Here is a 22,279-nt window from a genome sequence, read left to right as displayed (position 1 = left end):
AAAAACGTACAATGCGCACAGCCACTTTATCTCTAGCAAGGTTAGCCATGCCCAAAACTTCTACCGAGTCGGTCAATCCGACTATTACTACCTCACCGTCAGCTTCTAGCGCTCCAAAAGACACTGCCACTATTTTTAATCCTGCCAAGCCAAATATAGCGCAAGATAGTCAGGCAGATGTTAGTCAAACAGATACTAAACAACCTTACCATCATAAAGCCAATCATAACCAAAACCGCAGTATTGAGCAAAGTAGTGATTTAACGACTGCTACGATGCCAGTTAGTGCAGCGCCAAAAATTGGTTTTGTATCGTTAGGTTGTCCAAAAGCTTTGGTGGATAGCGAGCGTATCATCACCGAGTTGAGCCGTGATGGTTATCAAGTAGCCAGCGACTATGAAGGTGCGGATTTGGTCGTGGTCAATACTTGCGGTTTTATTGAATCAGCGGTACAAGAGTCGCTTGATGCAATCGGTGAAGCCATTAGCAAAAACGGCAAGGTCATCGTGACGGGTTGTTTGGGTAAGGAAGCGGATAAAATTCGTGCAATGCACCCAGCGGTACTCGCAGTGACGGGTGCTCATGCCTATGACGAAGTTATTACGGCAGTTGCCCAGCACGTGCCCAAGCCAAATCGCAGTAAGGATGCAAACTACGATCCTAAAATAGATTTGATCAATGAGGCGGGTATCAAATTGACCCCAAGTCATTATGCCTATCTAAAAATATCTGAAGGTTGTAACCATCGTTGTACTTTCTGCATTATTCCAAGCTTACGTGGCGACTTGGACTCACGTCCAATTGATAACGTCATGAATGAAGCACTAGCGCTGAAAAATGCTGGCGTGAAAGAATTATTAATTATCTCGCAAGACACTTCCGCTTATGGACTGGATCTAAAGTATAGGACCAGTTTTTGGAATGGTATGCCGCTGAAGTCGAAGTTCTACGACTTATGCAAAGCACTGAATGACTTGGGTATTTGGGTACGCTTGCATTATGTCTACCCATATCCACATGTAGACAAAGTCGTTGAATTAATGGGCGAAAAGAAACTCTTGCCTTATTTGGACATTCCTTTCCAGCATGCCAGTCATCGCATCCTAAAAGCGATGAAACGTCCAGCACATAGCGAAAACACTTTGGCACGTATCAAAGCATGGCGTGAGATTTGCCCTGATATCGTTATTCGCTCAACTTTCGTTGTTGGCTTCCCTGGTGAGACAGAAGAAGACTTTCAATGCTTGCTTGATTGGCTGGTTGAAGCGCGCCTTGATCGTGTTGGTGCTTTTACCTATTCAGAAGTTGAAGGTGCCGTGGCCAATGATTTGCCAGATCAAGTGCCTGAAGACGTTAAAAAATCTCGTTACGAGCGTTTGATGACGTTACAACAAGATATCTCAGCGCAAAAGCTACAAGAAAAAATCGGCAGAACCTTGATGGTATTGGTCGATGAGATTGATAGTGAAGAAGGTATTGCGATTTGCCGTAGCTATGCGGATGCACCTGAAATTGATGGTCACGTCTACGTTGATGACATCACTGCACAAGTCAAAGTCGGGCAGTTCTTAACCGTCACTATTGACGATGCTAGCGAATATGACTTGTTTGGCAGCTATAAAGGTTAAAAGCCTAACACGATAGACAAGTGAAAATTGCCCCACAAAGGGCAGTTTTTGCTACAATTAGCGCAATTTAGCCTTTTGGCATGCTTATCATCAAGTATGTCGGTGTCGTCAAGACCAAAGGCAAACTCCATTTGTATTTTACCGATAACTTTAATTATAATTTAATGATAACAAGGTGATCTCATGTCTGACAAAAACCCGCGTTACTCTCGTATTTTGCTAAAACTCTCTGGCGAAGCCTTAGCTGGTGGCAAAGACATGGGTATTGATACCGAAGTGCTTGATAAAATGAGTTTGTCTATTGCCCATTTGCGTGGACTTGGTGTCCAAGTTGGTATCGTGGTCGGCGGTGGTAACTTATATCGCGGTGCCCAATTGCAAAAAGAAGGATTGGTTGGCCGCGTTACAGGCGATCAAATGGGTATGCTAGCGACAGTTATGAATGGTTTAGCGATGCGTGATGCCCTTGAGCGCCGTAACATTAAAACGCGCCTGATGTCAGCACTTCCTATTGGCGAAGTGACCGAAAGCTATAGCAGTCGTAACGCGATTCGTTATCTGAAAAACGGCGATGTCTGCATCTTTGTGGCGGGTACAGGCAATCCATTCTTCACCACTGATACCGCTGCTTGCTTGCGCGGTATCGAAATCGAAGCGGGCTTGATTTTAAAAGCGACCAAAGTCGATGGCGTTTATGACAAAGACCCAAGCCTGCATGCTGATGCGGTCAAATACGACGGTTTAACGTTTGACGAAGTGTTAGAGCAAAAGCTTGGCGTTATGGATTTAACTGCTATTGCCTTGTGCCGTGAACACAACGTACCGCTACAAGTTTTCGATATGACCAAGCCTAACGCGTTATTAAATGTCATTATGGGTGAAAATGAAGGCACACGTGTTTATCACTAATCTGCTCTGATATGCCCAGCATTAATATCACAACGTAAATAATTAAAGTTACGTCAGTCGCTGATAATCAATACTAATGATTAATAGCGACTACTGATATAACTCACAACAATGAATGATTTGTCGGTAGCGATAAATAAGGACACATGATGATTAAAGAGATTAAGCAAGACGGCGAAGCACGCATGCAAAAAACGTTGGAAGCGCTGCAGAATACTTTCAGTAAAGTTCGTACAGGCCGTGCCCACCCAGGTATGTTGTCAGGTGTGATGGTCAGCTACTACGGTGCTGATACCGCCCTCAATCAAGTGGCGAGTGTAAACGTTGAAGACTCACGTACACTGCTTGTTCAACCGTTTGACCGTACTATGGTACAAGCGATTGATAAAGCTATCCGTGAAGCAGATTTGGGTCTAAACCCAATGACTGCTGATGTGATTCGTGTACCGATGCCAGCATTGACGGAAGAAACACGCCGCGACATGCAAAAGCTTGCGCGTGGAGAAGCTGAGAACAGCCGAGTCTCTATCCGTAATATTCGCCGCGACATGATGAATGATATTAAAGACTTAGCAAAAGAAAAAGAAATATCAGAAGATGACGAGCGCCGCGCCAGTGATGATATCCAAAAAATCACTGACAAATATATCGAAATTATCGATAAAAGTTTGACCAAAAAAGAAAGCGATTTGATGGACGTCTAAAAACTAATTTTATTGTTGTTTATGACAATAGTTAGTTAAGTCATCGCTCTAATAATAAGCAGCCAATGTGCCAACGCTATTGGCTGCTTATTATTGCGTGAGTGCTAAGCACCTGATGACTGCATTATGATAAATTTATGAATTGTCTGTCTGACGCTTTTTAATCGCCCTCGCACACGTTATCATTATCTTACCTCAACAATAAGCAAGCTCGCCTATGTCCACTTCAGCCGTTTTGGCTCCTGCTATTCTTCCTCGTCATATCGCTATCATTATGGATGGTAACAATCGGTATGGCAAAGCCAATGACTTAGGAAAAGGCCAAGGGCATGTCGCTGGCAAAGACGCACTAGATCCCATCGTTGAGTATTGTGTGGATGCTGGTATCGAAGTGTTGACGGTATTTGCCTTTTCTAGTGAGAACTGGCAACGTCCGCCTAGTGAAGTAGCACTGTTAATGCAGCTGTTAGCCTCGACTATTCATGAACAAATACCACGCATGTATGAGTACCGTATACGCTTACGTTTCATTGGCGATCGAAGTCAGCTGAGTGCTGACTTACAAGCATTGATGGCAGATGCTGAAGCAAAAACGGCAGACTTTGAAGCCATGACCTTAGTTATCGCTATCAGTTATGGTGGACAGTGGGATATTGCGAATGCTGCAAAACAGTTGGCGCAGCAAATAGAGTCAGGACAGTTACGTACTGATGATATCAATAAAGAAATGCTCGGTGAGTATGTTCAGTTAGCAGACGAACCAGCCGTAGACATGTTAGTACGTACGGGCGGTGAATACCGAATCTCCAATTTCTTATTGTGGCAATCAGCCTACGCTGAGTTGTTCTTCACCCAAACGTTATGGCCGAATTTTGCAGCAGATGAGTTGGCGACGATGGTAACAGAGTTTGCTCAACGTCAACGCCGCTTTGGCAAAACCAGTGAGCAGATAGTGACAGAGCAAGACAGGCCCTAAAACTGTTGTTTCTTTAAGCCTTTACTTAGCATTTTGCAAAGCCGTTATCGTATGAGTAGTTAATATTGGTTGTTTATGAAATAATAAACCGCTTCAATGAGTGTTAATTGCTATTAGTGGGCTATTGTAGATTAGCTGCTATAATGCACTTTTTGACCATGCATTATTCATTATTATAAGGCTCAATAAGTATGTGGCAACGAATTAAGACGGCAATTGTTCTCGTTATTATCGTTGGTATTGCAATGTTTGCGAGCCAAACCCCTGTTTTATTTGCACCTCTTTTAGCCGTTGGCGTGATTATTGCGGCTCATGAATGGACGAAGCTGATGCCTAAGTGGCGTCAGCCTGCTGTATTTGTGTTGCTAGTCTTGGTGCTAACTTTAGTCTCTCTTATATTTAAAGTGACTTGGTTGTTTTGGTGGGTGGCATCACTCGCTATATGGCTGATGGCGCTGTCTTGGGTCAGGGTATTCCCAACGCACACCAATTGGTATGGAAAGAAACTGGCGTTGATGGGTGCTGTTATATTGACGGCATCGATTACAGCTATGTTTTATTTATGGCAACTATCGGCATGGTGGTTGCTCTATGTATTCTTATTGGTCTGGTGTGCGGACAGCGGCGCTTATTTTGTAGGGCGCAAGCTCGGTCGTCGCAAGATGGCACCAAATGTCTCACCTAATAAGAGCATGGAAGGGCTGGCTGGCGGATTGGTCACAGGCTTGCTAGTCGTCATTGGGATTAGTGTCTTTAAGCTACAATTGACTGGTGTGCCATTAGTCGCATTTGTGGCATTATCAGCGATAACGATTTTAGCGTCGGTGCTTGGTGACCTATTTGAGTCAATGCTCAAACGCCGTGCTGATGTCAAAGACTCGGGAACGATTCTTCCGGGTCATGGTGGCATACTGGATCGTATCGATTCGCTATTGTCTGCCACACCAATATTTGCACTTGGTTTTTGGGCGATACAACAATTTGGCTTGATCGTCGTATAAGGCATCAACGTCAGAGCGTTCAAAAATCAAAGTGCTTAAAAACAAAAGTGCTTAAAAACAAAAGTGCTTAAAAATCAGAGCATTTATTTATTTTTATTTCTCACAGTATCCTTCATAGGCATCAATGGTTATGACGCAACGCATCGCCGTACTAGGCGCAACAGGTTCGATTGGCGATAGTACGTTAGCAATCTTAGCAGCACAACCACAGTATACGGTCTATGCTTTGTCCGGCTATCACCGTTTAGACAAGTTATTCGAACTTTGCAAACAGTTTTTACCTAAACGTGTCAGCGTACCGACAGCAGCCGTTGATGACTTTGCTCAGCGCCTCAGTGCGGCAGGTCTTAATATCGATGTCGTGGGCGGCGAACAAGGGCTGATAGATATTGCCGTTGACTCGCAAACTGATACCGTGGTCGCCGCGATTGTGGGTGCTGCGGGCCTGCCTTCTACTTTAGCAGCCGCTCGTGCAGGCAAGCGTATTTTACTTGCTAACAAAGAAGCGCTGGTGATGGCAGGGCAGGTGATGATTAACGCTGTCAAAATGCATAATGCCACTTTGCTACCGCTTGATTCAGAACACAATGCTATCTTTCAGTGCTTACCACTCGCTATTCAGCAAGACAATACCCAAATCCATCAGTCAGAGCATGGCGTACGTAAGTTATGGTTAACCGCCTCTGGTGGGCCATTTTTGCACCAGTCATTTGAGCAGATGCAACAGGCAAGTGTCGCTCAGGCGGTCAAACATCCAAACTGGTCAATGGGTCAAAAGATATCCGTCGACTCTGCAACGATGATGAATAAAGGCTTGGAATTGATAGAAGCTTGTCATTTATTTGATTTGACTGAAGATAGGATAAATGTGGTCATTCATCCACAAAGTATCATCCACTCAATGGTAGAATATAGCGATGGCAGCTTCTTAGCGCAGCTGGGCAGCCCAGATATGAAAACGCCTATTGCGCATGCACTCAGCTATCCCAATCGAATTGAGAGTGGCTCGCAGCCATTGGATTTATATGCGCTCAGCGGATTAGAATTTATCAAACCAGACTTGCAAAAATTCGCTTGTTTACGTCTGGCACGTCAAGCAATGCAAACGGGTACGCAAGCGACTATTGTACTCAATGCTGCGAACGAAATTGCGGTTGCTGCCTTCTTGGATGGACAAATTCGTTTGACTGATATTGCGGATATCAATGAGCAAGCATTAAATGACATACAAGTACCGCCATTGACCGAAACAGCTGACATAGAAGATATATTAACCATTGATAAGATAGCGCGCCATCTTACTGACAAGCTTGTAGCAAAGTTGGCTTAATCGTAATTAGTATAATCGCAGAAAAAGCTTTTAGTCAAAAGACAATTTATAGCATGCCCTAGCAAAGATGTTGATAAAAGATGCTAAGAAATCATACTGAGAAAAGATCATGACGTTTTTATTAACGCTCCTTGCAGCAATATTTGTCTTGGGTCCGCTTATTGCTTTGCATGAGTGGGGTCACTATATCGTGGCACGTATGTGCGGCGTTAAGGTATTGACTTACTCTATTGGTTTTGGGCCCAAGCTGTTTGGTTGGACCAGTAAGAAAAGCGGTATTGATTACCGCATTTCTGCATTGCCACTGGGTGGTTATGTCAAAATGCTCGACGAGCGTGAAGGTGAGGTGGCCAAAGATGAGCAACACTTGGCGTTTAATCATCAGCATCCGCTAAAGAAAATCGCGATTGCCGCTGCTGGTCCTATCATGAATTTTGTTATTGCTATCGCGCTGTTTTGGGTACTGTTTATGACCCCATCAGAGCAGCTAGCGACTAAAATTGGCAGCGTATTGCCTGATACGCCTGCTGCTACGGCACAGCTACCCGTTGGTGGTAAGATTGTGGCGATTGATGGTCATGACGTGCAAACGTGGGAAGGTATCAACTATCGTTTGGCTGGACGTATGGGCGAAACAGATGATGTGAGTATCACGGTGCAATCAGCTGTCCAAACTGATAACTCGACCAAAACGTATCAAGCGCCCGTGCAGCAATTTATGCAAGGCGCCGCACAAGGCAAAGATGCATTGACCAGCTTTGGCATGCTGCCGTGGCAACCAGATATTGCCCCGATAGTGGGTGATCTGAGTGCTGATGGTGCTGCCAGTCGGCAGGGGCTAAAAGTCGGTGATCGCATTACGGCTATCAATGATACAGAAATAAAAGACTGGATCAGTGCTACCCGTATCATCCGCGATAGTCCTGAAACGCTGCTTAATTTTACCGTCCTACGTGACGGAAAATCTGTGCAATTGCAGATTATGCCGCAAGGTAAAAAAGATAACTTAGGTAACGATTATGGCCAAATTGGTGCTATGGTGGTACAGTCTGAGATTGTGGTCCCTGATGCGTATAAAACCACAGTCGTCTATGGTCCTGGCGAGTCGTTAGTAAAGTCATTTGAGAAGACAGAACAGCTAGCAGTAATGACGGTTAGCTCAATGGGAAAAATGCTGTCGGGTATGATTGGATTGGATAATTTGTCAGGTCCTATCACGATTGCCAAAGTTGCCAAACAGAGTTTTGATATCAGTTGGCAGATGGTATTGTCCACTGCGGCTTTGATTAGCTTGAGTCTGGCGGTATTGAATCTTTTACCTATCCCTGTATTGGATGGTGGTCATATCGTCTATCATTTCATTGAACTGGTTCGCGGTAAGCCGCTTTCAGAAGGCGTGCAAATGGTCGGTCTAAATATCGGTTTACTCTTGCTGGCAGGTTTCATGGTGTTAGCAATTGGTAATGATATCAGTCGGCTATTTTGATTAAATGATAGCTAATATAAATGATAAGGCATTATGTACTAATGGCTTTACGCCTATCATAGGCTGATTGTTGCTATGATAAATGATAGTGCTTCATCTCATGGTCTCTGTACTAATCGTAATTTTTAGTTTATTTTGTGATGCATTTTATATAAAGTGTTCTGAGTCTTCCTAATGTGAGTTGAAAATTTCATATGCAATGGGCTAGACAATACGTGCTTTTTAACTTAACTTAAGCAAGTTTTTTATTGACGGATAGTGTTTATGCGTACGCCTTTATTTATGAGCGCGGCAGGGTTGCCGTTAGTTGTAGCGATGATGAGTATGCCAGTACATGCTGCAGAGTTTGTAGTCACTGACATCGGTTTTAATGGTCTACAACGCCTAACCCCCGATAGCCTCTATCCGGTTCTGCCTATTTCGGTAGGAGACACGGTGAGTGACAGTAGCTTGGCAGCGAGTATTAAGGCGCTATATGCGACTGAAAATTTTGCTGACATTCAAAGCCGTGTCGAAGGTGGTCAGCTACGATTTGATGTCGTTGAGCGTCCAACCATTGCTGAGGTGACTTTTGAAGGCAATAAGCTTATTCCAAAAGAAGGGCTTGAGCAGGGACTGAAGAATGCTGGCCTAACTGCAGGTGATGTGCTTAAACAAGCCACACTACAGGGCGTCGCTAACGAGTTACAGCAGCAATACATCAGCCAAGGTTACTACAATAGTAATATTGAAGTGGATCAAACGGTACTTGACGGCAATCGTGTCAAGTTAGAGGTGCGCTTCGTTGAAGGTGATCCTGCTAAAGTTGTTGATATCAATGTTATTGGTAATAAACACTTCAGCGATGAAGAAATCAAAGACGTATTTGCGGTAAAAGAATCGTCTTGGAAAAATCTGATCTCTAAATCTGACCGCTATGCTCAAGAGAAGCTGGCCGCTAGTTTAGAAAACCTAAAAGCGCTCTATCAAAATGATGGTTATGTGCGTTTTGCAGTAGACAATGCAGTGCTTAATATCAGTGAAGATAAAAATAGCATCTTTATTGAAGTGAGTCTTAATGAAGGTGAACAATATCAGTTTGGCGACGTTAATTTCTTAGGTAAGCCAACGTTTGATAACGATGAGCTAAAAGAGCTGGTTACTTTTGCCCCTAACGAAAAATACTCGCAAGCTAAGTTAGATGCGACTACTGCAGCACTTAAGAGTCGTTATGGTAATGAAGGTTACTATCTAGCGCAGGTCAGACCTGTGCCACGTATCAATGATGATACCAAAATGGTTGAGATTGATTACTTCATCGATCCTGCACGTCCTATTTATGTTCGCCGCATTAACTTTACGGGTAACATTAAAACCCAAGATGAAGTACTTCGCCGTGAAATGCGTCAGCTAGAAGGCACACTGTCTTCTAATGACAAGATTCAGCTGTCACGCACACGTTTGATGCGTACTGGTTTCTTTAAAAGTGTGACTGTCGATGTCAAGCCAGTACCTAATCAGCCAGACCAAGTTGATGTGAACTATGTGGTTGAAGAGCAGCCTTCTGGTAGCTCAACTATTGCTGCGGGTTATTCACAAAGCGGCGGTGTAACATTCCAGTTAGATTTGACGCAAAATAACTTTATGGGTACTGGTAACCGTGTAAAAGCTGCGTTGTCACGCTCAGAAACCGTTGACTCTTATAGCTTAGGGTATACCGATCCGTACTTTACGGAAAATGGTGTTTCTCAAGGTCTTAGTGCTTATTATCGTAAGACCAAATATGATGATGATAACGTCAGTAACTATGTAACTGATTCTCTTGGTGCTACGCTTAATTACAGCTATCCAATTGACGAAACCAAGCGAGTCAGTGCTGGTTTGAATGTTGACAATACAACCGTACGTGGTGGTAGATACCTTGGTGTGTCCAATGCTCAGGAGTTGTTAGATGATGGTGGTACACAAACACCTGATCCCGACACTGATGGCACTGCAAGTTTTAAAAATGACTATACGACTTACAACTTACTATTTGGTTGGGATTCTAGCACTTTAGATCGCCCAGTATTTCCGACAAAAGGTATGAGTCATGCCATTGATGCAACGATTGGTGTTGGTGATTCTAACTATCAGAAACTAACTTATACGGGCAATATATATTATCCTGTTTATAAAGATATTATCGCACGTGGCTATACCAAGCTTGGTTATGGTAATGATCTACCTTTCTATGAGAACTTCTACGCTGGTGGTTATGGTTCGGTGCGTGGCTATGAGTCTTCAACGCTTGGACCAAAATCACAAACGTACAACGAGGCTGTTACTGGTACAGACAGTACTGATGAAGAGGTCGGCGGTAATGCATTAGCAACTTTCGGTGCTGAGCTGATTTTACCAATGCCATTTAAAGGCGACTGGGCAGATCAAGTACGTCCAGTATTGTTTGCTGAAGGTGGTCAAGTCTTTGATACCACTGGTAAAGAAGATGAAACCTTTGAGGATACAGGTGTGTCTTTAATCACTCAAGACAATAGCTTACGCTATAGTGCGGGTGCAGGTATTACTTGGTATACGCCAATTGGACCGATATCACTCAGCTATGCAGTGCCTTTCGGTGATAAAGAAGGCGATGAGACTGAAAAGGTTCAGTTCCAGATTGGTAGTACGTTCTAACGCCATATCCGTTAGACAGTAGTGGATTGCTAAGATGATTTTTCAGCTTGGCAATTGCCTTATTCATAACAATATTAATAATCACTATGATAACGATAGAGCAAATTATCACTCGGATTGAGCAGCGTCAGCCGATTACCAACAAGACTGAAATCAACGCTGAACAATTACGTCAAGAGCTTAATGGTGTGGGTAGTCTGACCACTGCTAATCATCATCAGTTGAGTTTTTTGGCAGGTGCTCGATATGTTTCTAGTCTTGCTAGTAGTCAGGCAGGAGTAGTGCTAGTCACTGCAGAGTATGGTGATCAAGTACCGTCATCAGCGGTAGCGCTAGTGGTTGCAAGCCCATATTTAGCTTATGCGAGTGCCAGTCAGCTATTCAGTCGAGAACTACGGTGTAACGAGATTCATCCTAGTGCAGTGATTGCTGATAGTGCGATTATTGGTAATAATGTCAGCATCGGTCCTTTTTGTGTGATCGGTGACCATGTGCATATTGGTGAGCGTAGTTCATTGGCTGCTCATGTGGTCGTTGAGGCAAATACTACAGTAGGCACTGATTGTATTATAAAATCACACGTGGTTATTGGACATGATTGTATTATTGGTAATCATGTCAGATTGCATGCAGGTGTAAGCGTAGGCTCAGAAGGGTTTGGTTTTGCACCAACCACTGATCCTAGCACCACAGGCTGGGAGCGTATCGCTCAATTAGGGCGTGTAACGATCGGTGACTATGTACGAATTGGTAGCCAGACCTGTATCGATCGCGGTGCCATCGATGATACGGTTATCGGTAATCATGTGATTATTGATAACCTAGTGCAAGTTGCTCATAACGTGCATATCGGTGACGGTAGTGCGATTGCTGCCCAAACGGCTATCGCTGGTAGTACTCGAATAGGTAAACGCTGCATCATTGGTGGTGCTGTTGGCATTACTGGTCATATTGAGATCACAGATGATGTGACTTTGTCTGGAATGACGATGGTAACTAAATCTATCAAAACTGCTGGTTCATACTCCTCTGGAACGGCTGCGATGCCGACGGCCAACTGGCGACGTGCTGCGGTACGTTTTCGTCAGCTTGGCCATGATTAGCGCCATTACAAACAAATCATAAAGATTCAACACATAGCAAGGAAGCGCCATTATGAGCAGCCAAGACGTAAATATTTTAAATGATGACAATATCAAAAGTTTAGATGAGCAAGGTCTTAAGTTACCATTAACTTATCATACGCTTAAGCATTATTTGCCACACCGTTATCCTTTTCTCTTGGTAGACAAGATTATTGACTGTACACCTGGAGAATGCATTACTGGCGTGAAGAACGTGACGATTAATGAAGAATTCTTTAATGGTCATTTTCCTGATGAGCCGATTATGCCAGGGGTATTAATGGTAGAGTGCATGGCTCAAGTTTCAGGCGTTCTTGGATTTATTAGTGCGGGGCTTACGGCAGAAGATGGTTATCTATATCTGTTTGCAGGCGTAGACAAGGTTCGCTTTAAGCGCCGTGTTATCCCTGGTGATCAGCTAACTATTCGTGCCAAAACAGTCATGCAAAAGCGTGGCATTTATAAGTTCGACTGTACCGTACATGTCGACGATGAGCTGGCAGCTAGCGCTCAAATAATGATTGCTCGTCAAGAGCAATAGCACTAATTGATAATGATAGCGTCCATACTAAGCGATAGCATCTAAATAGCTAGCTCAAAATGGACAATCAGAATGACCATTGAATATTTTATATAATAGCAGAGCCAGTTTTAGCTTTTTAAACACCGCTAAATTGGCTGTATTTTTACCATTTACTCGCATCAGATGATACAAAGGCCCACATTATGAGTCAGATCCATTCAACAGCACTCATCTCACCGTCCGCTCAGATTGATGAGACTGCCACCATTGGTCCATATTGTATCGTTGGTGATGAGGTATCCATTGGTGCACATACTGTTTTGCACCGACATGTAGTCGTCACTAAATTAACTCGTATCGGTCAGCACAATCAGATTTACCAGTTTGCCAGCATTGGTGAAGATCCACAAGATTTGAAGTACGCAGGTGAACGCACCTGGCTTGAGATTGGCGATCATAATACCATTCGTGAGGCATGTAGCTTACACCGTGGTACAGCACAAGATGGTGAGCTGACCAAAATTGGTAGCCACAATCTGCTAATGGTCAATACGCATGTGGCTCATGATTGTGTGATTGGCGATCATAATGTGTTGGCGAATAATGTCGGTGTGGCAGGCCATGTCACGATTGGTGATCATACGATTATCGGTGGTAACTCAGGTATTCATCAATTTTGTACGGTTGACGACTATAGTTTGATCGGTGGGGCGAGCTTAATTCTAAAAGACGTGGCTGCCTTTACGATGGTATCTGGCAATCCGGCAAAAGCGCATGGTCTGAATATCGAAGGTATGCGCCGTAAAGGCTGGTCAAAAGAGACTATCAACTTTTTACGCGAAGCCTATCGTACAATTTTCAGATCAGGTTTGACGACCGTAAAAGCGCTAGAAGTTTTGAATAATGAGCTGTTGCCACAAGAGCCAAAAATTCAACTGCTCATTGACTCATTACAGAAAAGCCGTCGCGGCGTGGTACGTTAAAAGCAGGATAAAATCCGCTTAAAGTTAGTAATAGTCTGAATATTCTAATCGAACAAACGCTTGTCAACTTTAAATAAAACATAAAAAACCATAACTATTAGTTATGGTTTTTTATGTTTATGAGTACTTGACTTTTTTGGTCGCTTAGCAGAAACTGAGCGTTTACGGTATTGTAATCAATTCTTTCTTAATGTTACTGGGCGTTTCGCATTGATGCGCTTACTAAATAGCCTACTATTATAAATGGCGTTTATGATAATCAAGGAAGATTATCAGTGACATTAATTGAAGCACGAGGATGGAAAAATGGCTATCAATAAACAAGAACATGCACAGTGGAGCTCAAGTTTTGGCTTCGTGTTGGCAGCAGTAGGCTCAGCAGTTGGTTTGGGAAATATATGGAAATTTCCATACATGGTAGGTGAAAGTGGTGGTTCAGCTTTCGTTATCGCTTATTTATTTTGTATTGCGTTAGTTGGCTTTCCAATCTTGGTTGCTGAATGGCTGATTGGTCGCCGCGGACAAAAGAACCCAGTCAATACCTTCGTTGATGTTGCCACAAGTGAAGGCAAGTCTCGCAGCTGGGGAATTATTGGGGCTTCAGGTATTTTGGGTGGTTTCTTAATTCTATCGTTCTATAGTGTCATCGGTGGTTGGGCACTCAACTATGTGACTAAAATAGCGACAGGTCAGTTCGTTGGACAAGATAGCGATGCTGTTGGTGCTACATTTGATGCTATGCTAGCTTCTGCTGGTACATTAACAATATGGCATACAGTATTCATGTTCTTTACCGCTGTTATCGTTGGTATTGGTGTGACGAGCGGTATCGAAAGAACAGCTAAGATTTTAATGCCATTATTAGGTTTGATTCTATTCGTTATCGTTGGTTATAACGTCATGAATGGTGGCTTTGGTGAGGCAGTGGCTTATCTGTTTACTCCTGATCTAAGCAAGCTGACCGAAGATGTTATGATTGCCGCATTAGGCCATGCTTTTTTCACACTATCAATTGGTATGGGTATCATGGTTGCTTATGGCTCATATTTGGGTCGTGAAGTGAACTTGCTTAAGACGGCGCGTACGGTTGTGATTCTAGATACTGTGATTGCTTTGGCTGCTGGTCTAGCTATTTTCCCAATTATCTTTAGTAATGGTCTAGATCCTGCTTCAGGTCCTGGTTTGATTTTTGTTAGCTTACCAATTGCTTTTGGTAGCATGGGTGCTGGTACAATTATTGGTACTTTGTTCTTCTTACTTATTACCTTCGCTGCTGTTACATCAGCAATCTCATTGCTTGAGCCAACGGTTGAGTTTTTAGAAGAGCGTACTTCTATGAGCCGTACCGTAGCGACGATCGTTTCGAGTACTATCATTTGGTTGTTAGGTATTGCAGCATTACTATCGTTCAATCTATGGTCTGACGTTACTATCTTGGACAACAATATTTTCGACGCTCTAGATAAACTGACCAGTAAATTCATTCTACCTTTAACGGGCCTTGCAGCGATTATATTCCTTGCTTGGAGAATGGATCAGCGTAGTATTCAACAAGAGCTTGGACTGTCTAATGGTGCATTCCAGGTTTGGCAAATCGTTGCTAAATTCGTTGCCCCAATTGCAGTCGTGGTCGTATTTGTTAATGCGTTAATCTAATAAATTTAAAGCAGGGCATTCGATTGCTCTGCTTTAAAAGTAATAGACATACAAAAGGGCTTAAGATAATTCTTAAGCCCTTTTGTATGTCTATCGATAAATAATTGCGATGATTAGCGCAAGTTTAGCTCAGGTACTGTTTGACCACGCTTAGTATAGAACTCGACGACAAACTCATCAAACTTGTCTTGTTCAATGGCATCTCTCATGCCCTGCATCAAACGCTGGTAGTAACGCAAGTTATGAATGGTGGCTAGCTGAGCACCTAGCATCTCTTTACATTTATTAAGATGATAGAGATAAGCTCGGCTGAAGTTCTGACAGGTGTAGCAGTCGCATTCAGGATCTAATGGGCCTTCATCGTTGCGATACTGGCTATTACGGATACGTACCACACCAGCATTGTCTGTATCGCCTGTGACAAAATAGTGACCGTTACGCGCGTTACGAGTTGGCATGACACAATCAAACATATCGACGCCGCGGCGTACGCCTTCAACTAAATCCTCAGGCTTACCAACACCCATCAGGTAGCGCGGCTTATCTGCTGGCATATCATCAGGGAGGTAGTCTAAGACATCCATCATCTCATCTTTTGGCTCACCAACAGACAGACCACCGATGGCATAACCATCAAAGCCAATATTTAGCAGACCTTCTAGTGATTGCTGACGCAAATCAGGATACATACTGCCTTGTACGATACCAAATAAGGCATTGGTACTGCCCAGTCTGTTATGCTCATCCACGCAGCGTTGTCCCCAACGTAGCGACAACTCTAAAGACTTTTGGGCTTCGTCATGAGTGGCAGGATAGGGCGTACACTCATCGAACTGCATGACGATGTCTGAGTTTAAGCTGTACTGAATTTGCATAGATTTTTCTGGAGACAAAAATACCTTAGCACCATCGATAGGAGATTTGAAGTCGACACCTTCTTCGGTGATTTTACGCATGGCACCCAGACTGAATACTTGGAAACCACCTGAATCAGTTAGGATAGGCTTGTCCCAATGCATGAACTTATGCAAGCCGCCAAACTTATCAATCACCTCGGTACCTGGACGCAACCATAGATGAAAGGTATTGCCCAAAATAATATCCGCACCGATGGCCTCGATATCACGTGGCAGCATACCCTTGACCGTACCATAAGTACCAACAGGCATAAAGGCAGGCGTTTGCACGTCGCCATGATTGAGATGAACGGTACCACGGCGTGCACGCGTGTCACCGCTGGCCGTTTTATGTAAGACAAATTGCATATGATTATCGCTATTTACGCTATGAAAATGGCGATAATTATAGCATTGTTAGCAGTTTTTTTGGACATATAGTCAGAGAATCACTGAACTGCTACGGTGTTACTCTCCCTAAATGTACTACTTGTACCATCTTCAGTCGGCTGCCTTGTACCCATTTTAGTGTTCTTTGACTATAGATATTGGGTGTCATCGGTATACGGTCGATATACACTTTGGTCAATATCGCTTCGTCATAACCAAAAAACACAGATAGCACCCCAAAAGACACAGACAGCAAGTAGCGTCATTGATAAAGTACCAATCATACAGGTGAGGCAGTCAGAGTCATCAGACTTATTTTAAGAAACTAGGGAAACAATATGAAAAAGACAGGTTGTTTATTATTAATGGGCGGATTATTGTTGATCTCAAAAGGGGCGATGGCCGCTGAGACAGAAGAACCAAAGTACACGTTATTGACGCAAACAGGCGACTTTGAGCTGCGTCGTTATGACGATCAGCTCGTGGCGCAAACGTGGGTGAGTGGTGACCAAGACGCCGCCAGTCGAGAAGGGTTTAAGATTTTAGCTGATTACATTTTTGGTAATAATACAGCACCAACGGGCGGCAGTAGTAAAATTAACATGACAGCGCCTGTTACCATGCAGCCTAATAATAAAAAAAGTGAGACTGACTCACAGAAAATCGCGATGACAGCACCAGTGAGCATGCAGCAGGAGAATGGAAAGTGGCGTGTGCAGTTCACTATGCCAAGTCAATACACCATGCAAACGTTACCAAAGCCTAATAATCCAAATGTTGAGATTATTGAAGTGCCTGCACAGACTTATGGTGTGATTAAGTTCTCTTGGCTCGCAGGAGAGGACAAAGTAGCGGAAAAAACTGAAGCGTTGCAAACATGGATGCAAGACCAGAATCTGACGCCTACAGGTGAGCCCGAATTGGCACGTTATAACCCACCTTGGACGTTACCATTTTTGCGCCGCAATGAGGTGATGATCGCCTACGAGTCAAAATAGTAGCCGCAGTTCAAAGATATCATTTTTAATGAGTATGTTGTTTATCTGTTTTAACAATTCATAGGGTTATAAAAACTAAGCTCATAAAAAAAGACAGCAATCGCTGTCTTTTTTGTATTCAAATTTTTGGATAGTTGGTCTAGTTTTTTTGCTCGCGGATGATATTAAGCATACGGCGTAATGGTTCAGCTGCGCCCCATAGCAGTTGGTCGCCGACGGTAAATGCACCTAGATACTCAGGACCCATATTCAGCTTACGCAAACGACCTAACGCAACAGTCAAAGTACCAGTGACAGCTACTGGCGTTAAACGGTTCATGGTTGCTTCTTTGTCATCTTCTACCAAGTCCAACCATTCGTTGCCGCTGTTTTTAAGTGCTGCTTCGATTTCTTCTAGTGGAATGTCTTTTTTGAGCTTGATAGTCAGCCCTTGTGCATGGCAGCGCATGGCACCAACGCGAACACACATACCGTCGATAGCAATCTTATCAGCTTCAGAATTACCAAGGATTTTGTTGGTTTCAACACCACCTTTCCATTCTTCTTTTGACTGTTTGTTCTCTAGTTGAACATCAATATATGGGATTAAGCTACCAGCCAAAGGCACACCGAAGTACTGAGTAGGAAAGTCTGCTGAACGCTGAGTCTGAGCGATTTTTTTATCAATTTCAAGAATCGCGCTAGCAGGATCAGCCAATTCGTCTTGGACGGCATCATGTAATACGCCCATACCACTGATGAGCTCGCGCATGTTATTAGCACCAGAGCCGCTAGCGGCTTGGTATGTCATGGCGCTGACCCATTCAACCCAGCCCTTATTAAACAACTCACCGATAGCCATCAGCATCAATGAAACGGTACAGTTACCACCGATAAAGTCTTTTTTACCATTGGCTAAGGCACTATCGATGACAGCGCGATTGACCGGATCAAGAATGATGATGCTGTCATCTTTCATTCGCAATGTGCTCGCTGCATCAACCCAATAACCATTCCAACCGCCATCACGTAATGGTTGATGTACTTTTGACGTGTAATCACCACCTTGGCAAGTAATAACGACATCACAAGCAGCAAGTGCGTCAATATCATGAGCATCTTTTAATTGGCTAGTTTCAATACCTTCAAAGCTTGGCGCATCTCCGCCTGCATTGCTGGTTGAAAAGAACACAGGTGTGATGCCATTGAAGTCATTTTCTTCTTGCATACGTTGTATCAATACTGACCCAACCATACCGCGCCAGCCTACCAAGCCTACTGTTAAATTACTCATGAAATCCAATCCTATTTACAATTATTTGTTGCATCACCAACCGATAACAATGCCGTGAATAGCACTAAAAAGCAAGGCGTTTTAGCGGTTTTCTATATACTATTAACTATGTTCGTTATAACTTTAAGTTATTAGAATAATAGTGATACTCACGATGCCTTAGACAACTCATCGTATATTAATAATATCTGGCAATCATGACTATCGAAAAGACATATACAATGATGGTTATTATGAGCTTGTAAATATTGTAATGTTTTATGATAGGTGTCGCATCATGATTGCTCATTAGTAGTCTATAATATTGTGAAATGCTAAGGTTAGAAGCGAACCTTAATTCAGACCAAGCCATGCAATATTTTGTCATCGAATAAGTCATGAGCAGGGCCATTTCTTCAGTCATCATCCTAATAGACGGTTAATACACACTATGGATCTCTCACTATTATATTACAGCCTACAGGGGCTAGCAGGATTCATCGCCTTCGTAACGATTTGGGGTTGGATACCACTTGATAATTGGTGGGTGCGCGGTGTTGAGTTTCCACGCATTCAGATCATGGTGCTAGGTGCTATTGCTTGGATTGGTATGCTGTTGTTTTGGTCAGAATGGCAGTTAGGTCAGTGGGTGCTATTCTCAGTCTTAAGTATCACTTTAGCGTTTCAGCTGAGAATGATACTGCCTTATACCAGACTGTGGAAAAAAGAAGTCGAGAAAGCAAAAGACAAGCCAGAAGGGCAGGAGAACCATCTGAAAATAATGGTTTCAAATGTACTAACACCAAATGATGACACCCAGAAATTGGTCGATTTAGTCGAGCAAAAACAGCCTGATATCTTGATTACGTTAGAAAGCGATAAAAAATGGGAAAGGGCCTTACACCAAATCGAATCAGATTATCCTTATACCGTAAAAGTTCCATTAGATAACTTATATGGTATGCATCTCTATTCTAAGCTTGAATTGATTGATCCTGAAGTCAAATATTTGATGATTGATGATATTCCTTCCATTCATGCGCAGCTGCGCCTGCAAAGTGGTCGCGTCATTTGGTTGTATTGCTTGCATCCTATGCCGCCCAGTCCAACCGAAGCAGACAAATCTACCACTCGAGATGCCGAGCTGCTCATGGTCGGAAAACACATAAAAGAGAACGACCAAACGGCGATATTGGCAGGTGACCTCAATGATGTGGCATGGTCAAAGACGACTCGACGTTTTCAGCGTATATCTGGGTTACTAGACCCGCGTATCGGCAGACATTTTATCAATACTTTCCATGTCAACTACCCGTTTTTACGTTGGGCGTTGGATCATATCTTTCATAGCGCCTGCTTTACCGTCGTAGATATTAAGCGTATGCCTTCTATTGGCTCTGACCACTTTCCTGTTATGACAACGCTACAATATGAGCCAGAAAAGACCAGCCAACAAGCGCAAAACGCGCCTACTAAGGACGCAGAAGATATTAGAGAGACAGATCACAAAATAGAAGAAGGTAAAAAAGAAGGTAAGAAGGTATCAAAAGAACACGCAAAAGAATGAAGAGTTTTGGGCCAACAGATACTAGTTTGATAGCTTATTGCGCTGTTAAGCTTCCTCTAAAAGCGTAAGCATATGCTTACGTCAAATAAGGTCTTTAGCCTCTAGTTGTATCAAACTGATTGCCCTACAATACGACCATCAACACAAGGATATGCAAGGATGCAGTGTTGAGACAGTATCAATAAAAGTTCAGGTCAGCCCGCTGTCTTATAGGTTACTGTTCATGACTTAGGATGAGTCAACATGGAAGAGATAATAATAACAACATGAAGCGTTAAAGCCTCGAACCAATCGCCCTAGGTTCGGGGCTTTTCTTTGTGTGTCAAATTCATTCGTTAAAGATTAAATTTTGGGTTTGATAAAAAATTAGAATATCAGGAATCAGAAAATATTCTCAAACGATATAGTCGGTGAACTACTAAACCGCTACGGTGTTACCCATCCTTAGATGTACTACTTGTACAATCTGCAGTCGGCTGCCTTGTACCCATTTTAGAGTTCTTTGACTATAGCGTTTAAAAATGGGAGCTTATCAATAAAAAAGGGTACATGCATTGGCATGTACCCTTTTTCAAAAAGACTATTTATGTTGTTAATCTATTCGGTAGCTTCTTATCCAAGTACTTGGATATAAGCGCTAGAACGTAACTCTTGTAGCCAGTCTTCTTGAGCTTGTGGTGCTAGGCGTTGGTACAGTGCTTGACGTGCCATACTGCGACGATATTGCTCACTAACATCTTGATCACGCTTACCGTCAACTTTTAAGATATGCCAACCGAACTGGGTCTTGAAGGGAGCAGAATAATCACCGACTGCTGTATTTTTCATAACAGCTTCAAACGGACCGACCATGTCCTCTTCACTAACCCAATCAAGATCACCGCCGCGACCAGCTGAACCTGGATCATCTGAATAGGTCGATGCTAAACCCGCAAAGTCAGCGCCACTGCGTAGCTGCTCATATAAGTCATTGATTTTTTGTTCAGCAAGCGCATCAGTCTGGAGCTCATCAACTTTCACCAAGATGTGACGAGTTTGCCACTGCGGTATCAGCATGGTATCACTGGCTTTTTTATTAGCAAGCTTAATGATATCGATGCCTTCAGGGGTAACTAATGGCTCGCTAACCGCACCGACGTCAAGCTTGGTAATTTGGCTTGATAGTTCTGTAGGCAATGAGGCCGCCTTGTGAAAGCCCATATCGCCACCTTGTAGTGGGATAGGATAGCTACCTTGGCTAGCAGCCACAGCTTCCGTGACATTGACATCTGATACGAGCAGGCGAGTGCGTAATGCTTCCGCTACCTTTAATGCTTCTGCACGCTGCGCCTCTGATAAACGGCTATAGTCATCGATGTAAGGCACGCGTACATGAATGGTTTGATAGTCACTTTGGTTCAAACGCTTGGCTTCAGGCGATGCCAAAAATGCATCGATATCCTGCTCGCTGATGCGGACACGATCACTGATTTGACGTTGCTGCAATGCTTGAATAGAGGCATCTTCGATCAACTGAGCGCGCAGAGCAGCATAGCTACCGGGTCTTGCTGCATCTAGACGTTGCTGCAATGCTGAGATGCTACCCAGTCCTTCTGCTTGTGCAATTTGACCTAGGCGCTGATTGATAGCGGCATCGTCAGGTTTTAGGCCTGAGCGCTTGATCATAGACAGCTGTAGCTCGCGTAAGATAAGTGCATTTAACACTTCAGACTGTAGTTGAGCTGAGTTGGCAATTGGCTCGCCAGCAGCTTGAGCACGTGCTTGAGCTTGCGTAATAGCAGCAACCAATTCACTTTTTAAGATAGCATTTTCATTGACCAATGCAATGATGCCGTCTGTGCTATTGGCTGGGGTCAGGCGATTCACGTTGCTTTGTTCAGCATTGGTTGTTGCTTTAGCCGCTGCAGGCTTTACGGTGGCAGCTTGGGCACTGAGACTAAGCACAAGGCCTGCACTCATACCCATCGAAAACAGTACAGCACGGCTGGTTTGACGTACAGAAAAAAATCTCATGATGCTCCTCATCAATGTCATCGCATCGGATGGTAGTTGGTCAACCATATCCATTATATTTTAATAATCATATACTGAATAATCTTGTCCATAATAATGTGATAAATAGTATCACGTAAATAGATAGCTACGCGAGTAATGGGATAGGCTGACTGTATTTAGCCGCTCATTCTTAATTTGTCTAGCTA

Annotated in this window: 18 protein-coding genes; 14 read left to right on the top strand and 4 right to left on the bottom strand. The window is 43.3% G+C overall.

Annotation, left to right across the window (positions count from 1 at the left end; genetic code table 11):
• The first annotated feature begins 47 nt into the window (after window positions 1-47).
• The 12 genes from rimO (at window position 48) to JMW61_RS00305 (ending at window position 14,975) form a co-directional block, all read left to right on the top strand.
• Window positions 48-1,628, top strand: coding sequence for a 30S ribosomal protein S12 methylthiotransferase RimO (gene rimO / locus JMW61_RS00360; RefSeq protein ID WP_201548413.1), 1,581 nt, complete (start codon window positions 48-50; stop codon window positions 1,626-1,628).
• 183 nt (window positions 1,629-1,811) lie between these two features.
• A complete protein-coding gene (gene pyrH, locus JMW61_RS00355; RefSeq protein WP_110922359.1) occupies window positions 1,812-2,537 on the top strand; it encodes a UMP kinase in 726 nt (241 codons plus the stop codon).
• Window positions 2,538-2,686: 149 nt separating this feature from the next.
• Window positions 2,687-3,241: a ribosome recycling factor gene (gene frr, locus JMW61_RS00350; protein ID WP_201548411.1), complete on the top strand. Its 555-nt coding sequence runs from the start codon at window positions 2,687-2,689 to the stop codon at window positions 3,239-3,241.
• Window positions 3,242-3,458: 217 nt separating this feature from the next.
• Complete coding sequence (gene uppS / locus JMW61_RS00345; RefSeq protein WP_201548409.1) at window positions 3,459-4,217, top strand: polyprenyl diphosphate synthase; 759 nt, start codon at window positions 3,459-3,461, stop codon at window positions 4,215-4,217.
• Window positions 4,218-4,408: 191 nt separating this feature from the next.
• Window positions 4,409-5,218, top strand: coding sequence for a phosphatidate cytidylyltransferase (locus JMW61_RS00340; protein ID WP_201548407.1), 810 nt, complete (start codon window positions 4,409-4,411; stop codon window positions 5,216-5,218).
• A gap of 124 nt (window positions 5,219-5,342) precedes the next feature.
• Entirely contained in the window at window positions 5,343-6,548 is a 1,206-nt protein-coding gene (gene ispC / locus JMW61_RS00335; RefSeq protein WP_201548405.1) for a 1-deoxy-D-xylulose-5-phosphate reductoisomerase, read from the top strand.
• A 109-nt stretch (window positions 6,549-6,657) separates the two neighbouring features.
• Window positions 6,658-8,034 (top strand): RIP metalloprotease RseP, encoded by a 1,377-nt coding sequence (gene rseP, locus JMW61_RS00330; RefSeq protein ID WP_201548403.1) that lies wholly within the window; start codon window positions 6,658-6,660, stop codon window positions 8,032-8,034.
• A gap of 264 nt (window positions 8,035-8,298) precedes the next feature.
• On the top strand, window positions 8,299-10,689 hold the full coding sequence (bamA, locus tag JMW61_RS00325) for an outer membrane protein assembly factor BamA (RefSeq protein WP_201548401.1): 2,391 nt from the start codon (window positions 8,299-8,301) through the stop codon (window positions 10,687-10,689).
• Between the two features lie 86 nt (window positions 10,690-10,775).
• Window positions 10,776-11,792 (top strand): UDP-3-O-(3-hydroxymyristoyl)glucosamine N-acyltransferase, encoded by a 1,017-nt coding sequence (gene lpxD, locus JMW61_RS00320; RefSeq protein WP_201548399.1) that lies wholly within the window; start codon window positions 10,776-10,778, stop codon window positions 11,790-11,792.
• 52 nt (window positions 11,793-11,844) lie between these two features.
• Window positions 11,845-12,354: a 3-hydroxyacyl-ACP dehydratase FabZ gene (gene fabZ / locus JMW61_RS00315; RefSeq protein WP_201548397.1), complete on the top strand. Its 510-nt coding sequence runs from the start codon at window positions 11,845-11,847 to the stop codon at window positions 12,352-12,354.
• A 185-nt stretch (window positions 12,355-12,539) separates the two neighbouring features.
• Window positions 12,540-13,319 carry an acyl-ACP--UDP-N-acetylglucosamine O-acyltransferase gene (lpxA, locus tag JMW61_RS00310; protein ID WP_197100760.1) on the top strand — a complete coding sequence of 260 codons (780 nt, stop codon included), beginning with the start codon at window positions 12,540-12,542 and terminating at the stop codon, window positions 13,317-13,319.
• Window positions 13,320-13,625: 306 nt separating this feature from the next.
• Window positions 13,626-14,975: a sodium-dependent transporter gene (locus JMW61_RS00305; protein WP_197218410.1), complete on the top strand. Its 1,350-nt coding sequence runs from the start codon at window positions 13,626-13,628 to the stop codon at window positions 14,973-14,975.
• Window positions 14,976-15,088: 113 nt separating this feature from the next.
• Here the strand turns inward: JMW61_RS00305 and tgt are convergent, their stop codons facing one another.
• Window positions 15,089-16,240, bottom strand: a complete 1,152-nt coding sequence (gene tgt, locus JMW61_RS00300) for a tRNA guanosine(34) transglycosylase Tgt (protein WP_201548395.1) — start codon at window positions 16,238-16,240, stop codon at window positions 15,089-15,091.
• A 91-nt stretch (window positions 16,241-16,331) separates the two neighbouring features.
• Window positions 16,332-16,517 (bottom strand): hypothetical protein, encoded by a 186-nt coding sequence (locus JMW61_RS00295; protein WP_201548393.1) that lies wholly within the window; start codon window positions 16,515-16,517, stop codon window positions 16,332-16,334.
• A gap of 82 nt (window positions 16,518-16,599) precedes the next feature.
• On the opposite strand from JMW61_RS00295, the gene JMW61_RS00290 reads away from it, so the two are divergent.
• Window positions 16,600-17,259, top strand: coding sequence for an SOUL family heme-binding protein (locus tag JMW61_RS00290; protein ID WP_201548391.1), 660 nt, complete (start codon window positions 16,600-16,602; stop codon window positions 17,257-17,259).
• Window positions 17,260-17,398: 139 nt separating this feature from the next.
• Here JMW61_RS00290 and asd read toward each other — a convergent pair whose 3' ends face one another.
• Window positions 17,399-18,532: an aspartate-semialdehyde dehydrogenase gene (gene asd, locus JMW61_RS00285; RefSeq protein WP_201548389.1), complete on the bottom strand. Its 1,134-nt coding sequence runs from the start codon at window positions 18,530-18,532 to the stop codon at window positions 17,399-17,401.
• A 430-nt stretch (window positions 18,533-18,962) separates the two neighbouring features.
• Here asd and JMW61_RS00280 point away from each other — a divergent pair, with 430 nt between their 5' ends.
• A complete protein-coding gene (locus JMW61_RS00280; protein ID WP_201548387.1) occupies window positions 18,963-20,078 on the top strand; it encodes an endonuclease/exonuclease/phosphatase family protein in 1,116 nt (371 codons plus the stop codon).
• 612 nt (window positions 20,079-20,690) lie between these two features.
• Here the strand turns inward: JMW61_RS00280 and JMW61_RS00275 are convergent.
• On the bottom strand, window positions 20,691-22,091 hold the full coding sequence (locus tag JMW61_RS00275; RefSeq protein WP_201548378.1) for a peptidylprolyl isomerase: 1,401 nt from the start codon (window positions 22,089-22,091) through the stop codon (window positions 20,691-20,693).
• Window positions 22,092-22,279 lie beyond the last annotated feature (188 nt).

Origin of the sequence: Psychrobacter fjordensis, assembly GCF_904845995.1 — a bacterium.
GTDB classification, from domain to species: domain Bacteria; phylum Pseudomonadota; class Gammaproteobacteria; order Pseudomonadales; family Moraxellaceae; genus Psychrobacter; species Psychrobacter fjordensis.
Note: the sequence above shows the minus strand (reverse complement) of the source record. Positions and strands in the feature narration are given on the sequence as shown.

Bases quoted from the DNA above. Each gene is read 5' to 3' on its own strand.
- frr (WP_201548411.1), top strand. From the start codon at position 2,687: ATGATTAAAGAGATTAAGCAAGACGGCGAAGCACGCATGCAAAAAACG.
- asd (WP_201548389.1), bottom strand. From the start codon at position 18,532: ATGAGTAATTTAACAGTAGGCTTGGTAGGCTGGCGCGGTATGGTTGGG.
- JMW61_RS00305 (WP_197218410.1), top strand. From the start codon at position 13,626: ATGGCTATCAATAAACAAGAACATGCACAGTGGAGCTCAAGTTTTGGC.
- JMW61_RS00280 (WP_201548387.1), top strand. From the start codon at position 18,963: ATGGATCTCTCACTATTATATTACAGCCTACAGGGGCTAGCAGGATTC.
- JMW61_RS00290 (WP_201548391.1), top strand. From the start codon at position 16,600: ATGAAAAAGACAGGTTGTTTATTATTAATGGGCGGATTATTGTTGATC.
- rseP (WP_201548403.1), top strand. From the start codon at position 6,658: ATGACGTTTTTATTAACGCTCCTTGCAGCAATATTTGTCTTGGGTCCG.
- ispC (WP_201548405.1), top strand. From the start codon at position 5,343: ATGGTTATGACGCAACGCATCGCCGTACTAGGCGCAACAGGTTCGATT.
- pyrH (WP_110922359.1), top strand. From the start codon at position 1,812: ATGTCTGACAAAAACCCGCGTTACTCTCGTATTTTGCTAAAACTCTCT.
- fabZ (WP_201548397.1), top strand. From the start codon at position 11,845: ATGAGCAGCCAAGACGTAAATATTTTAAATGATGACAATATCAAAAGT.
- tgt (WP_201548395.1), bottom strand. From the start codon at position 16,240: ATGCAATTTGTCTTACATAAAACGGCCAGCGGTGACACGCGTGCACGC.
- JMW61_RS00275 (WP_201548378.1), bottom strand. From the start codon at position 22,091: ATGAGATTTTTTTCTGTACGTCAAACCAGCCGTGCTGTACTGTTTTCG.
- rimO (WP_201548413.1), top strand. From the start codon at position 48: ATGCCCAAAACTTCTACCGAGTCGGTCAATCCGACTATTACTACCTCA.
- bamA (WP_201548401.1), top strand. From the start codon at position 8,299: ATGCGTACGCCTTTATTTATGAGCGCGGCAGGGTTGCCGTTAGTTGTA.
- uppS (WP_201548409.1), top strand. From the start codon at position 3,459: ATGTCCACTTCAGCCGTTTTGGCTCCTGCTATTCTTCCTCGTCATATC.
- JMW61_RS00340 (WP_201548407.1), top strand. From the start codon at position 4,409: ATGTGGCAACGAATTAAGACGGCAATTGTTCTCGTTATTATCGTTGGT.
- lpxD (WP_201548399.1), top strand. From the start codon at position 10,776: ATGATAACGATAGAGCAAATTATCACTCGGATTGAGCAGCGTCAGCCG.
- lpxA (WP_197100760.1), top strand. From the start codon at position 12,540: ATGAGTCAGATCCATTCAACAGCACTCATCTCACCGTCCGCTCAGATT.